The sequence below is a fragment of the Streptomyces sp. NPDC006458 genome (genome assembly GCF_040612135.1).
Taxonomy (GTDB): domain Bacteria; phylum Actinomycetota; class Actinomycetes; order Streptomycetales; family Streptomycetaceae; genus Streptomyces.
The window spans coordinates 336,320-348,882 of record NZ_JBEXPR010000004.1 but is presented as its reverse complement, the minus strand read 5'-3'; the positions used below and the strand labels follow the sequence as shown (position 1 = coordinate 348,882).

Sequence of the window (12,563 nt, the reverse complement as noted above, 5' to 3'; positions counted from 1 at the left end):
CGCCGTGCGGGACTGGACGAGGGCGTCGGAGGTGCGGCGGCCGCAGCCGCACGAAGGCACCGGCCAGGTGGCCCCGCGGCGCTTCCTCGTGGCCACCGGCCAGGTGGCGCGCCGGACGAACGGCCTCGGCGCCGGCGCACCCGAAGGCGTGAGGGGTGACCCCCTGGTTACCCGGTGACCATGGACGGACTGCACCTTCCAGGCAGACACCGCGACCACGACGAGGCCCGGGCGCCGGAGAGCGGCCCCGCCCCGGAGGTCGAGCGCCGGGCACCGGACGCGCCGACCGAACTGCCCGGACAGGCGTGGGGCAGGGCGTTCAAGGGCGCGGTGCGCACATCGACTTCCTGGTGTGGCTGTGGATCACGAACCTGGCGATCCTGCTCGGCCTGGAGTTCGACGCGGAGACCGTGCGGCAACGGGCCATCGCCGGCGGACTCCCTCCGCGGGCCGAGCCGTACACGCAGCCGCGCGACACCCGTACCTGGGACGAGGAGGACCGGCGACGCCTCCAGGAGGGCGCCTGACACTGCGGCGGACCGTACTGTCCCGCACCATCGAACCGAGACCGTCGACGCAGGGAGGTGGAACGCGATGGACTGGGCTCGGTTCGCGCAGCAGATGGCGTCGATGGCCCGGGACCTGCTGGCGCAGACCTCGGTCGACGCCACGCTGGAACGGATCACCGGCTCCGCCACCGAGCTGGTGGAGGGCTGCGACGCCGCCGGCATTCTGATGCTGCACGGCACGACGGTGCAGTCGCTCGCGCCCTCGGACAAACTGGTCGTCGACAGCGATCAGCTTCAGGGGCGGCTGGGCGAGGGGCCCTGCTTCGACGCAGTCCGTACCGGGCAGGGCGAGCGGGTGTTCCGTATCAAGGACTTCACCAAGGGGGAGCCGTCCTGGCCCTCCTTCACCCCTCAGGCCCGCGAGCTCGGCATCGGCAGCATGATGGGCTTCCTGCTGTACACCGAGGACGAAGAACTGGGCGCGTTGAACCTCTACTCGCGCAAGCCCGGGGCGTTCACCGAGGTCAGCGAGCTGACGGGCTGGCTGCTCGCCTCCCACGCCGCCGTCTCCTTCTCCGCCGCCCGCACCCACGCCCAGCTGGAACACGCCCTCTCCACCCGCCACACGATCGGCGAGGCCATGGGCATCCTGATGGGCAGCCACGACCTCACCGAGGAACAGGCCTTCGACGTGCTGCGCCGCTACTCCCAGGAGCGGAACATCAAGCTCCGCGAGGTCGCCCGCCTGATCTGCGAGCAGGGCGGCCTGTCCTGAGCGTGCCGCAGGTGCAGGTGCAGGTGCAGGTGCAGGTGCGGGTGCGGGTGCGGGTGCGGGTGCGGGTGCGGGTGCGAATGCGGGCCGGTGCCCTTGCCCGAAAGGGCGAGCGCCGGGCGGTGTCGCCATGACGTCTGGTGATGCCATGTGGTGCCATGTGGCGCCACTTGGTGTTGCGTGGTGCCACATGGCGCCACGCTGGGTCCTCGGGGAGGTCGTGAACGCGCGCGGTGCCACCCGGGCGTCGATCCGTTTCCCGCCGTTTCCGCAGGTGGAAGGCGCTGTCATCGTGCTCGTGCCATCCATGGCATCACGAGTGCTTGCGAATAGCGCCATAGTGGTGCCACTATTGCGTCATGGACCTCACCCCGTATGTCGACACCCTCCGTCGCGAACTCGCGGTGGCCGCCGAGGCCGGCGGCGAAGACGCCCGTGAGCTGGCAGAGCGGCTCACCGCTCCGCTGGAGTCGGCGACCCGGCTGACCATGCTGCATGTGCTCTCCGCCGCGATGGATGAGATCACCCGCGAGCTCGCCCCGGGCTCGGTCGACGTACGGCTGCGCGGGCTGGACCCCGACTTCGTGGTGACGCTGCCGCCCGCGGGCGACGCTCCCGCGGAGCCGGCCGCGCCCGCCGAACCTCCTCGGGCGCAGGCCCTCGCGGAGGGGGACGAGAGCGGCACCGCCCGGGTCAATCTGCGGCTGCCGGCCCACCTCAAGGCCCGCGCCGAGGAGGCCGCGAACCGCGAGGGCCTGTCGGTCAACGCGTGGCTCGTGCGGGCGGTGTCGGCCGCGGTCGACGGCGGCACCCGGCCGCGTACGACGGAGAGGTCCCAGAGCGTCGGGCAGAGCTTCACGGGCTGGGTGCGCTGACCGCACCCCCGCCCGCACCACGCCCGCGCACCGGTTCACCCGGACCGCCACACCCGCACCACTTCACCCACATCACGTCCCACCAGCAGGGACGGCCCAAGGACTCAAGAGGACGGGACAGTCATGCCTTCTTTCGAAACCCCCGAAGCGATCTCGGTCACCGCACGCGTGGAGGCCGGTTCCCTCCAGTTCACCGCGGGCGACCGCCCCGACACGGTCGTCGAGGTGCGGCCCCGTGACCCGAAGAAGGACCTGGACGTGCGGGCGGCCGGCCAGACCGAGGTCACGTACTCGGGCGGCGTCCTGAACATCAGGACGCCCAAGTCCAACCTGTTCGGCCGCACCGGCGTCGTCGATGTGACGGTCGACCTGCCGACCGGCTCCCGGATCGACACGACCGGAGCCTGGACCCAGGTCCTCGGCGAGGGCCGGCTCGGCGAGGTCCGCGTGAAGACCTCGTCCGGCGACGTCCGTCTCGACGCGACCGGCCCGCTGCGACTGACCGCTTCGCACGGCTCGATCACCGTCGACCGGGTCGAGGGCAAGGCCGAGATCACCACCAGCTCCGGCAGTCTGCGCGTCGGCCTCCTCGACGGCCCGGCCGTGCTGAAGAACTCGCACGGCAGCACGACCGTCGGCGCCGCGACCGGCGAACTGAGGGTCAGCGGCGCCAACGGCGACATCGACATCACCCGCGCCGAGGACTCGGTCACCGCCACCACCGCCCACGGCGCCCTCCGGGTGGGTGAAGTGGTTCGTGGAACTGTGCAGTTGGAGACCTCCTACGGTGCCATCGAGGTCGGCGTCCGCGAGGGCACCGCCGCCTGGCTCGACGTCAGCGCGGGCTCCGGCCAGGTGCGCAACGCGCTCACCGCGTCCGAGACCCCGCAGGAGACCGAGGACACCGTCAAGGTCCACGCCCGCACCCGGTACGGCAACATCGACGTCCGCCGCGCCCGCGCCTGAGCGCCGCCCCGCGGACCGTTCCCAGCCCCAGCCCCAGCCCCACCCCTTCCACCTCCATCGGAGGGCTCCATGTCTTCTTCTGTCATGCCCACGTCCAGGCGAGGTGACGGTCTCCAGTCACCGGCCGCACTCTCCGCCGTCGGTCTGCGCAAGTCCTACGGCGACAAGACCGTCCTCGACGGCATCGATCTGCACATCCCGGCCGGGTCCGTGTTCGCGCTGCTCGGCCCGAACGGCGCGGGCAAGACCACGACCGTGCAGATCCTCTCCACCCTCGTCAGCGCCGACGGCGGACGGGCCCGGGTCGCGGGCCACGACCTGACCACCGCGCCACAGGCGGTACGCGCGGCGATCGGCGTCACCGGACAGTTCTCCGCGGTCGACGGCCTGATCACCGGCGAGGAGAACATGCTCCTGATGGCGGACCTGCACCACCTCTCCAAGGGCGAGGGACGCCAGGTCACCGCCGGCCTGCTGGACCGATTCGACCTCACCGAGGCGGCGCGGAAGCCGGCCTCCGCCTACTCCGGCGGCATGAAGCGCCGCCTGGACATCGCGATGACCCTGGTCGGCAGCCCGCGGATCATCTTCCTCGACGAGCCCACCACCGGCCTCGACCCGCGCAGCCGCCACAACATGTGGCAGATCATCCGCGAACTGGTCTCCGACGGCGTCACCGTGTTCCTCACCACCCAGTACCTGGAAGAGGCGGACGAACTCGCAGACCGCATCGCGGTCCTCGACAACGGAAAGATCGCCGCCGAGGGCACCGCCGAGGAACTCAAGCGCCTCGTCCCCGGCGGACACGTCCGGCTCCGCTTCACCGACCCGGCCGCGTACCGGTCGGCCGCCGCCGCCCTGCGCGAGACCACGCGGGACGACGAGTCCCTCGCCCTGCACATCCCCAGCGACGGCAGCCAGCGCGAGCTGCGCGCCATCCTCGACTGGCTGGACGCGGCCGGCGTCGAGGCCGACGAACTGACCGTGCACACCCCCGACCTCGACGACGTGTTCTTCGCCCTGACCGGCGGAGCCGTGCCGGGACGACCCCACCAGCCCAAGGAAGACGCCCGATGAGCTCCCCCCTGGCTCCCGCCCGCCCGGCCCGGCTCTCCCTGGCCGTCCGCGACTCGACAACCATGCTGCGCCGCAACCTCCTGCACGCCCGGCGCTACCCGTCCCTCACGCTGAACCTGCTGTTCACGCCCGTGATGCTGCTCCTGCTGTTCGTCTACATCTTCGGAGACGTGATGAGTGCCGGGATCGCGGACGGTGGTCCGGACCGCTCCGAGTACCTCGCCTACATCGTTCCCGGCATCCTGATGCTGACCATCGGCGGCACGACGATCGGCACGGCGGTCTCCGTCTCCAACGACATGACCGAGGGCATCATCGCCCGCTTCCGCACGATGGCGATCCACCGCGGCTCGGTGCTCGTCGGGCATGTCGTCGGCAGTGTGGTGCAGTGCGTGACGAGTGTGGTCCTCGTCGGTGCCGTGGGCGTGGCCATCGGGTTCCGGGCCGAGGGCGCCACCGCCGTGGAGTGGCTCCTGGCGCTGGGGCTGCTGACCCTTGTCGCCCTGGCACTCACCTGGATCGCGGTCGGCATGGGCCTGGTCAGCCCCAACGCCGAGGCGGCCGGCAACAACGCGATGCCGCTGATGGTCCTGCCGCTCCTGTCGAGCGCGTTCGTGCCGGTCGAAGCGATGCCGGGCTGGTTCCGGCCGGTCGCCGAGTACCAGCCCTTCACTCCGGCCATCGAAACCCTGCGCGGACTGCTCCTCGGCACCGGGATCGGCCACAACGGCTGGCTCGCCGTCGCCTGGTGCCTGGGGCTCACGGCCCTCGGGTACTTCTGGTCGACCTCGAAGTTCAACGCCGACCCGAAGTAGCCTCCGTGTCCTTCTCGCAGGCCACGGCCGACGCCGAAACGAGCGTCGCGGCGGTGAGGCTGCCCCACAGAGCGGCCGGGCCGTGCGGCGCGAGCGCGGTGATGACCGCCGGGGACACCGCGAGGCCGAAGCCCGTGGACAGTTCGAAGCGGGCGAGGGTACGTCCCAGGAGCCGGGCCGGGGCGAGCGCGGTGACGAGCGCGGTGGCGCTTCCGGCGTAGACGATCTCGCCGAGGGTGCAGACCACGGACACCGCGGCGACGGCCGGGGCGGCCCAGCCGTGTCCCAGCGAGGTGGCCGCGAGGAACCCCGCGTAGGACACGGCGAGCACGACACCGGCGAGAGCCAGCACGGTCCGCCGGGAGAAGCGGGACAGCGCGACGGTGACCGGGACCTGGAGAGTGACCACGAGCACCGTGTTGGCCACGAAGACGGCCGCCGACCACACCGGGGACGCGTGCAACTGCGTGACCAGGACCAGGGGAAGCGCGATCTCGGGGACGTTGCGGCAGAAGACGTACGCGACGTTCGCCGCGAGCAGGGCCCGCATCCGGGGTGCGGGCGCGTCGCCGCCGGTCTCTTCGGGATGGGCGTCCGGACGGGCACGCAGCCGGACCGACCCGGCCAGGGCCGCGGCGGAGAGATAGGCGAGGCCGGTGACGACCGCGAGCGCCCGCAGGGCGGTGGTGCCGCCCGCCAGGCACACGGTCGCGAGCAGCGCGCCCACGCCCAGGCCCGCGTTGCGCAGGGCCCGGCCCGCCGCGAGAGCGGTGTCGCGTTCCCGGCCGTGGGAGACGGTGGCCACGAGCGCCGCGTGGGCGGCCGGCCAGGCCTGGTTGCCGATGCCGAGAAAGAGCGCCGCCGTGGCGAACTGCCCGACACGGCCCGCCGGAGTGGCCAGCAGCAGGGCCACGCCCAGCACACGGACCAGCATCGACGCGGCAACGACCGTGCTGCGCGCGCCCCGGTCCAGCCAGCGGCCCACCGCGGGCATGCACACCAGCCCCGCGACCACCCCGGCCGTCATGGCGAGGCCCGTGACCGGCGCGGACAGCCTCAGCACCGTCACGCCGTAGAGCAACAGGAAGGGCCGCAGCAGGCCGGTGCCGAGGGCGTCCACGGCCAGGGCGACGGCGTAACGGGGGCCGCCGGTGGCGCGGACGAGGGCGCGGAGGCGGGGACTTGGACGGGTCCTGGTCAGGGTTGTCATGGCGTCACACGGTGCGGGGGGCCGCCGGGCCGGGCACGTCGGTTGACGGAGACCGTCAATCGACGACGTCACCGGCCGTCCGGGACGTGATGATCGGAGGATGACGTTGAGGATCGACATCGGCGGACTGCCGTCCGAGCGGCTGCGGTTCGCCGCGTCCCCGCTGGCGGAGCTCACCGCGATGCTGCATGTGCTGGCCGAACCCGGGCATCATCCGCAGCTCGCCGACTGGGCCGGGGACGTGTGGGCCGGGCTGCGGCCGGAACTGGCCGAGCGGTTGCGCGAGGCCGAGTTCCTCTGGCGTTCCTCACAGGCGGACTTCCTGATCCCCGCCCGGCCCCGCGCGACCCTCGCGGAGGAACTGGACGACGTGGACCTGATCGACGACGAGCGGTATGCGACCGCCGCGCTGGTCATCACCTGCGGCGGCAGTCGGGTGCACCTCGCCGTTCCGTCCCCGCTCACCGACACCACCGCCCGCGAGCGGGCTCTGGATCTGGCCCAGGCCCGCGGCGCGCGTCAGGAGGCCTTCGCGGAGCGGCTGCTCGCCGACCCGGCGGCCGTGCGGGCACGGGTGCGGGACACCCTCGAACAGTGCGCCGAGGCGTTCTTCGACGCCGCCTGGGCGGGCGTAGCCGTGCAACTCGCCACCGATCTGCGTCTGAAGAACGACCTGCTCAGGCACCAGGGCATCGCGGCGGCCCTCGCATCGGTGTCGGGCGCGGTCACCCTGGCGCCGGACGGCGACTGCATCGTCGTGGACAAGCTCCAGGACAAGGCGACCTCCGCCCACGGCACCGCGGTCACCTTCATCCCCAGCGTCTTCGGCCGGCCGCATCTGGCGGTGGTGCACGCGCCCGGATGGCAGCCCGTGGTGCAGTACCCCGTGGCGGAGCCGAGCCCGTCGGAGCCCGTGCCGCTGGAGACGGTCACCCTGCGGCTGGAGGCACTCGCCCATCCGGTACGTCTGCGGCTGCTGCGCACCCTGGCCCGCGGCACCCACACCACCGGCGAACTGGCCCACGCCTGGGAACTCTCACCCCCGGAGGTCTCCCGCCACCTCGCCGTACTGCGCCGCGCGGGCCTGCTCACCGCCCGACGGCACGGTCGCTACGTCCGCTACACCGTCAACCTGCCCGACCTGACGGCCCTGGGCACGGACCTGCTGGCGGCCGTACTGCGCTGAGCTGTCGCGACCGCTCCGCCCCACGGTCGGCCGTTGGCCGGCACCGAGCTGATTGATTGTCAGTGGCGACCATCGGTGTCGGTCAATCCGGAGTTTGGCTGAAATATCACACAAGACAGCGCGGGGCGCCTTGCGGGTGCTCCGCGCCGTGTCATCACCAGCCCCCGGGACCGCCGACGCACGGCCGGTCCGGGAGAACTCCGAATCGAGGACGAGAACAGTGAGTGTGACGCAGGCGGTACAGAAAACAGAACGCGCCACGGGAGTCTTCGCCGTGGTCCGCGCCACGCCGGTCCCAGTGAGGTATCTGCTGGGCGGCGTGCTCGTCAACCAGATGGGCGCCTTCGTACAGACCTTCCTGGTGCTGTATCTGACGGCACGCGGCATGACCCTCGGGCACGCGGGCTTCGCGCTCACCGCCTACAGCGCGGGCGCGGTGCTCGGCACCCTGCTCGGCGGCGAGCTGATCCACCGCATCGGGGCCCGCGCCACCATCGTCACGGCGATGACTTCCTCGGCGTCCGTCCTTGCCCTCATACCCTGGCTGAGCAGACCCTCGCACTTCGCCTGGCTGCTGGTCGCGGTCACCGCGGCGGGCCTGGTCACCCAGTCCTACCGGCCGGCGGCGGCGCTGATGCTGAGCGAGCTGATGCCCTCGGAGCACCGGGTGATGGCCTTCTCGATGCTGCGCATCGCGATGAACGCCGGTGCGGCCGTCAGCCCGCTGATCGCGGCCGGTCTGATCCTCGTCGACTGGAACCTGCTGTTCTGGCTGGACGCCCTCACCGCGCTGGCCTGCGCCGTCGTCTCCTTCATCCTGCTGCCGAACCTGCCCGCCGAGAGACCCCCGGCGGCTGCCGCGGGCGACGCGGAACCCGCCGCGCACCGGCGTTCCGCATACGCCGTGCTGCTGCGCGACACCAAGTACCTGCTCTTCCTGGCCTCGGTCCTGCTCGGCTCACTGATCTACGTCCAGTACACGGTCGCCCTGCCGCTGAAGATCACCTCGGACGGGCGGCCCGCCGGTCTCTACAGCGCGGTGCTCACCGCCTCCTCGGTGATCCTCATCCTCTGCGAACTGAAGATCACCACCTACGTCAAGCGCCGGCCGCCCCACCTGGCCGGTGCCGTCGGCACCGCGCTGATGGCGCTGGGCGTGGCCGGATACATCATGGAACCCGCCGTGCTGCTCATCCTCAGCACGGCCGTCTTCGTCTCCGGCGTGATGATCAGCGGCCCGACCATGTTCGCCCACCCGTCCACCTACCCGACACCGGTCAAGGCCCGCTACATCGCCGCTCACCAGGCCACGTTCGGCCTCGGCATGGCACTCGGACCCACCCTCGGCGTCCTCGCCTGGGCCACTCTCGGCAACGCCATCTGGCTGCTGTGCGGAGCCGTCGGCGCCGTCGCCGCGCTCTGCGCACACCTCGGCATGCGCGACCACCTGCCGACCAGGGACTGAGCCCACGGCCCGCCGCAGCGCCCCGCCGCCGTACCCGGCCCGGGGCGCTCCGGCGGCACGTCGGGACAGATGCCGAGCGTGCCGCACGCAGGGGACCGGCGCGGGCCATCCGGGCGGGATGCCCGGCCCCTGCGGCATGGCGCCCCGGGGCCGCGGCGCGGCACGCGGGAGGCTGATGCCTCCCACCCGCAGGAGAGGTCCGTGACTGCTCCCAGTCCCCGAGTGACCCAGAGGCCGCTGTCCGCCGCGGCGGGTGACGACACCCCCGCTCCCGGTGTCATCGGCATCGGACTCGCCGCGGTGCTGACCTTCGCCCTCGCCCAGGGCTCCTGGCAGTGGTTCGCCACGTTCATCGGGGTGACGCTCCTCGCGGTGATGTCCGCCTTCCAGCGACGGGCGCAGTGGGCGCCCAGCCTCCGCTCGCCGTACATGCGCGGCCTGATCGCGTACTCGCTGGTCGTCGGCCTGTGCGTGGCGATCGCCCTGGCCCCGCTGCTGCAACGCCACGCCTGGCTGTTCCCCAGGCCCCAGACCCGCACCGACTGCCGACTGCTGGGCCGGTACCAGGCACTTGAGGCACAGTCCGCGCTGGGGGACCTGGCCCGCCAGGACGACGCCGCCCTGGCGTTCGCGCAGCGGGACCGGTCGCGCGAGGCCGTCGCCGACTGCCTCGCGTCCACGACGACCCTGTGGCTGCCGATCTACGGGACGGGGGTGGCGGTGTTCGTGGGCACGGCTGCCTGGTTCCGCGACCGCGCCCGGTCGCGCGACCGGACGGGCCCCGTCGGATAGATCCTCGGCTGCCACCCGGCAGCGCAGGCTCACCCGGCGGCGCTGGGGCGGGCCGGGACAGCGGCCGTCAGGGCCGTCGCCTCTCGGTCGGATCGAGGCCGCACGTTCCCGACCTCGATACGCCGTCCAGTCCGTCGAGCCGGACAGTGCCCCGGCTGCCGACGTCCTCGCTGTAGGCGATCGTGCAGATCAGCTGACGCAGGGCCGTTCCGTCCAGTCCGCGCACCGCGATCGGCAGGCCGACCGTGACCGTCCCGTCGTGCGAGACCCCGATCCGGATCGTTCCCTCGGGGGCGGACGCGGGAAGCGAGGTGCCGAGTCCCGCGGCCCGGTCCTCCTCGCCTGGACCGCGGAGCAACGCGAAGATCACCTTCTCCGTCGGCACCGGTCCGTCGGCCGTACCGTCGGAGTCCTGGCTGCCCGCCCCCGACTGGAGGCCGCCCTCCGGACCGAAGGCGACCGTGGACCCGGTCGTCCGGATCACCGGGTTCAGCCCGCCGTCGGGGGCGCGGAAGAAGAGCAGCATGTCGGAGTCACGGTCGACGAAGGCCTGGACGCTGGCCGGAGCGCCCGCCTCGATGACGTCGGTCCCTTGGATGCCGCAGCCGCCCAGCGGCAGCACAGCCGTCACGACGGCGACCGCCCCCCTGCGCGTGCGCGCACGCCTCATTCCCCCGCCTCCTCCGCGAACAGCGGTATCTCGACGGTGAAGACGGCCCCACCCCCCGGCAGGTTCCCGGCACGGATCGTCCCGCCGTGCAGCCGCACGTTCTCCAGGGTGATCGCCAGTCCCAGGCCGCTGCCCGCCGACCGGGTACGTGCCGCGTCGGCCTTGTAGAAGCGGTCGAAGACATGCGGCAGCACCTCGGGCCGGATACCGGGTCCGCTGTCGACCACCTCCGTGATCAGCACGGGTGTGCCCGGGGCACGGGCCTCACCGCGCAGGCGCACGGTGACGGGCGCGCCCCCGTGCCGCAGGGCGTTGCCGACGAGGTTGGCGATCACGATGTCGAAGCGGCGCGGGTCGAGCCGGGCGCGGATGCCGTCGGGCAGCTCGGTGCGGACCCGGCCGTCGGTCCAGTGCCGGTTGTGCAGCGTCTTGGCGATGGTTTCCGCGACATCGACCTCGTCGGCGTTGAGTTCGGCCGCGCGGGCGTCGAAGCGGGAGATCTCCATCAGGTCCTCGACGAGCACGGCGAGCTTCCCGGTCTCGGCGCTGACCAGCCGGACCGCGCGGGCGGTGTCGGCGTCCAGCCGGTCCGCGTCCTCGTCGAGGACCTCGGAGACGGCGAGCATGCCGGCGAGGGGGGTGCGCAGCTCGTGCGAGACGTCGGAGGCGAAGCGGCGGGCGCGCGCTTCGGCCTCGCGCAGCTCCCGCACCGAGAGTTCGAGCTTGCCCGCGGTCTCGTTGAAGGTGCGGGCCAGTTCGGCCAGTTCGTCACTGCCTCGCACGGGAATCCGGGTGTCGAGCTGTCCGCTGCCCATGCTCTGGGCGGCGCGGCGCAGTTCCCGCACCGGACGCAGCACACTGCGCGCGGCGATCAGGCCGGGTATCAGCGCGATGACGAGTCCGGGCAGGGCGCCGTCCCGGGCGGCCATCAGCAGCGCGTCGACGTTGATCTGCTCGTCGGTCATCCGCATGACGGCGTACAGGACGAGGCCGCTGGGGAGCAGGCCCTCGGGGCTCGGCCTGAAGACGGTGGGCATCGCGATGGTCAGGTAGGGCACGCCGTCCTTGACGACCCGCTCGAAGCTGCCGTTGGGGTTGGCCCGCCCGGCGCGGCGCAGTTCGGGCGTGATGACGGTCGAGACGGGGTTCTCGCCGGAGGAGACGCGCACCGAACCGTACTCCGCGAACACCACCCAGGGGTGCGGCTTTCCCTTGCGGGCGATGTCGCGGAGGATCTCCTCCATGCCCTCGCCCTCCACGGGCAGCCGCCAGCCCGTCTGCTGGACCTGGTCACGGAACGACGAGACGGCGGTGTCCTGGGCCGTCTCCAGCAGCGCGTTGCGGGCCTCGCGGTAGGTCAGCGCGGCCGTGGTGCCCGCGCTGACGGCGGCGACCAGCAGGAAGGCGAGCACCAGCCGGGTGCGCAGCCCGAACGCCCTGGCCCGCATCCGCGTCGACATCCCCCTTCCCTCGGCCGTCGGGGGCCGGCCGCGGCGCCGCACGACCGGGCCGGGGCCGCCGGTCACAGCGGTCCGAAGCGGTAGCCGAAGCCCCGCAGAGTCTGGACGTAACGAGGGCTGCCCGCCTCGTCCTCGATCTTGCCGCGCAGCCGTGCGACGCACGCGTCGACCAGTCGCGCGTCGGCGTGGTAGTTGTGCTCCCACACGTGCTCCAGCAACTGCTGCCTGCTGAACACCTGCTCCGGCGCGGAGGACAGGTGCAGCAGCAGCTTGAGCTCGGAGGGCGCGAGCGTGAGCCGCTTGCCCGCCTTGGTGACGGTCAGTCCGACACGGTCGATGGCGAGTTCGCCGTAGAACTCGACGGCCGGCCGGCCCGGGTCGGTGTCCTCGATGCGACGCAGCACGGCGCGGATCCGGGCCTCGATCACCTCGGTCCGGGCGGGCTTGACGATGTAGTCGTCGGCACCGGCCTCCAGGCCGATCACCACGTCGAAGTCGTCGCCGCGCGCGGTGAGCATGATGATCGGCAGCTGGCTCCGCTCACGGACCCGCCGGCAGACCTGGACGCCGTTCATGCCGGGCAGCATCAGGTCCAGCAGCAGCAGATCGGGCCGGAACTCGGCCAGCGCGGCGAGTCCCGCCTCACCGGTCGCGGCCGTCCGTACCTCGTGGCCACGGCGGCGCAGACCGAGTTCGACCCCCTCGCGTACGGAAGGGTCGTCCTCGACGAGGAGCACGCGGGGCATGGATGGTTCTCCCTCGGTGG

General features: G+C 72.3%; 12 protein-coding genes and 1 pseudogene. 9 read left to right on the top strand and 4 right to left on the bottom strand.

The window, feature by feature from the left end:
* Positions 1-344: 344 nt before the first annotated feature.
* The 6 genes and pseudogenes from ABZZ79_RS08145 to ABZZ79_RS08120 all read left to right on the top strand — a co-directional run.
* A pseudogene (locus tag ABZZ79_RS08145) lies at positions 345-527 on the top strand (ribonuclease BN); the annotation flags it as partial.
* Positions 528-594: 67 nt separating this feature from the next.
* Entirely contained in the window at positions 595-1,284 is a 690-nt protein-coding gene (locus tag ABZZ79_RS08140; RefSeq protein ID WP_356687679.1) for a GAF and ANTAR domain-containing protein, read from the top strand.
* A 356-nt stretch (positions 1,285-1,640) separates the two neighbouring features.
* A complete protein-coding gene (locus ABZZ79_RS08135) occupies positions 1,641-2,156 on the top strand; it encodes a toxin-antitoxin system HicB family antitoxin (RefSeq protein ID WP_356687677.1) in 516 nt (171 codons plus the stop codon).
* Positions 2,157-2,279: 123 nt separating this feature from the next.
* The gene (locus tag ABZZ79_RS08130) at positions 2,280-3,122 is read left to right on the top strand and encodes a DUF4097 family beta strand repeat-containing protein (protein WP_356687675.1); all 843 of its coding nucleotides are present in this window, start codon (positions 2,280-2,282) and stop codon (positions 3,120-3,122) included.
* A gap of 84 nt (positions 3,123-3,206) precedes the next feature.
* Positions 3,207-4,199 carry an ATP-binding cassette domain-containing protein gene (locus tag ABZZ79_RS08125; RefSeq protein WP_356687673.1) on the top strand — a complete coding sequence of 331 codons (993 nt, stop codon included), beginning with the start codon at positions 3,207-3,209 and terminating at the stop codon, positions 4,197-4,199.
* Positions 4,196-5,014 carry an ABC transporter permease gene (locus ABZZ79_RS08120; RefSeq protein WP_356687671.1) on the top strand — a complete coding sequence of 273 codons (819 nt, stop codon included), beginning with the start codon at positions 4,196-4,198 and terminating at the stop codon, positions 5,012-5,014. The genes ABZZ79_RS08125 and ABZZ79_RS08120 overlap by 4 nt, the downstream gene beginning before the upstream one ends.
* Here ABZZ79_RS08120 and ABZZ79_RS08115 read toward each other — a convergent pair.
* Positions 4,995-6,224, bottom strand: a complete 1,230-nt coding sequence (locus ABZZ79_RS08115) for an MFS transporter (protein WP_356687669.1) — start codon at positions 6,222-6,224, stop codon at positions 4,995-4,997. The two genes, ABZZ79_RS08120 and ABZZ79_RS08115, sit on opposite strands and share 20 nt — an antisense overlap.
* Positions 6,225-6,324: 100 nt before the next feature.
* On the opposite strand from ABZZ79_RS08115, the gene ABZZ79_RS08110 reads away from it, so the two are divergent.
* The 3 genes from ABZZ79_RS08110 to ABZZ79_RS08100 all read left to right on the top strand — a co-directional run bounded on the left by ABZZ79_RS08110 (position 6,325) and on the right by ABZZ79_RS08100 (position 9,667).
* Positions 6,325-7,410, top strand: coding sequence for a helix-turn-helix domain-containing protein (locus ABZZ79_RS08110; RefSeq protein ID WP_356687667.1), 1,086 nt, complete (start codon positions 6,325-6,327; stop codon positions 7,408-7,410).
* A 220-nt stretch (positions 7,411-7,630) separates the two neighbouring features.
* The gene (locus tag ABZZ79_RS08105; RefSeq protein ID WP_356687665.1) at positions 7,631-8,875 is read left to right on the top strand and encodes an MFS transporter; all 1,245 of its coding nucleotides are present in this window, start codon (positions 7,631-7,633) and stop codon (positions 8,873-8,875) included.
* A 201-nt stretch (positions 8,876-9,076) separates the two neighbouring features.
* A complete protein-coding gene (locus ABZZ79_RS08100; RefSeq protein WP_356687663.1) occupies positions 9,077-9,667 on the top strand; it encodes a hypothetical protein in 591 nt (196 codons plus the stop codon).
* 67 nt (positions 9,668-9,734) lie between these two features.
* On the opposite strand, the gene ABZZ79_RS08095 is transcribed toward ABZZ79_RS08100, so the two are convergent.
* From ABZZ79_RS08095 to ABZZ79_RS08085, 3 genes are all read right to left on the bottom strand, one after another.
* A complete protein-coding gene (locus tag ABZZ79_RS08095; protein WP_356687661.1) occupies positions 9,735-10,337 on the bottom strand; it encodes a hypothetical protein in 603 nt (200 codons plus the stop codon).
* Positions 10,334-11,797 (bottom strand): HAMP domain-containing sensor histidine kinase, encoded by a 1,464-nt coding sequence (locus ABZZ79_RS08090; RefSeq protein WP_356687659.1) that lies wholly within the window; start codon positions 11,795-11,797, stop codon positions 10,334-10,336. Before ABZZ79_RS08090 ends, ABZZ79_RS08095 begins: the two co-directional genes overlap by 4 nt.
* A gap of 62 nt (positions 11,798-11,859) precedes the next feature.
* The gene (locus ABZZ79_RS08085; RefSeq protein WP_356687657.1) at positions 11,860-12,543 is read right to left on the bottom strand and encodes a response regulator transcription factor; all 684 of its coding nucleotides are present in this window, start codon (positions 12,541-12,543) and stop codon (positions 11,860-11,862) included.
* Positions 12,544-12,563: the final 20 nt, after the last annotated feature.

Excerpts from the sequence above, each read along its gene's own strand:
- ABZZ79_RS08140 (WP_356687679.1), top strand. The coding sequence starts at position 595 with ATGGACTGGGCTCGGTTCGCGCAGCAGATGGCGTCGATGGCCCGGGAC.
- ABZZ79_RS08135 (WP_356687677.1), top strand. The coding sequence starts at position 1,641 with ATGGACCTCACCCCGTATGTCGACACCCTCCGTCGCGAACTCGCGGTG.
- ABZZ79_RS08130 (WP_356687675.1), top strand. The coding sequence starts at position 2,280 with ATGCCTTCTTTCGAAACCCCCGAAGCGATCTCGGTCACCGCACGCGTG.
- ABZZ79_RS08125 (WP_356687673.1), top strand. The coding sequence starts at position 3,207 with ATGCCCACGTCCAGGCGAGGTGACGGTCTCCAGTCACCGGCCGCACTC.
- ABZZ79_RS08120 (WP_356687671.1), top strand. The coding sequence starts at position 4,196 with ATGAGCTCCCCCCTGGCTCCCGCCCGCCCGGCCCGGCTCTCCCTGGCC.
- ABZZ79_RS08115 (WP_356687669.1), bottom strand. The coding sequence starts at position 6,224 with ATGACAACCCTGACCAGGACCCGTCCAAGTCCCCGCCTCCGCGCCCTC.
- ABZZ79_RS08110 (WP_356687667.1), top strand. The coding sequence starts at position 6,325 with ATGACGTTGAGGATCGACATCGGCGGACTGCCGTCCGAGCGGCTGCGG.
- ABZZ79_RS08095 (WP_356687661.1), bottom strand. The coding sequence starts at position 10,337 with ATGAGGCGTGCGCGCACGCGCAGGGGGGCGGTCGCCGTCGTGACGGCT.
- ABZZ79_RS08090 (WP_356687659.1), bottom strand. The coding sequence starts at position 11,797 with ATGTCGACGCGGATGCGGGCCAGGGCGTTCGGGCTGCGCACCCGGCTG.
- ABZZ79_RS08085 (WP_356687657.1), bottom strand. The coding sequence starts at position 12,543 with ATGCCCCGCGTGCTCCTCGTCGAGGACGACCCTTCCGTACGCGAGGGG.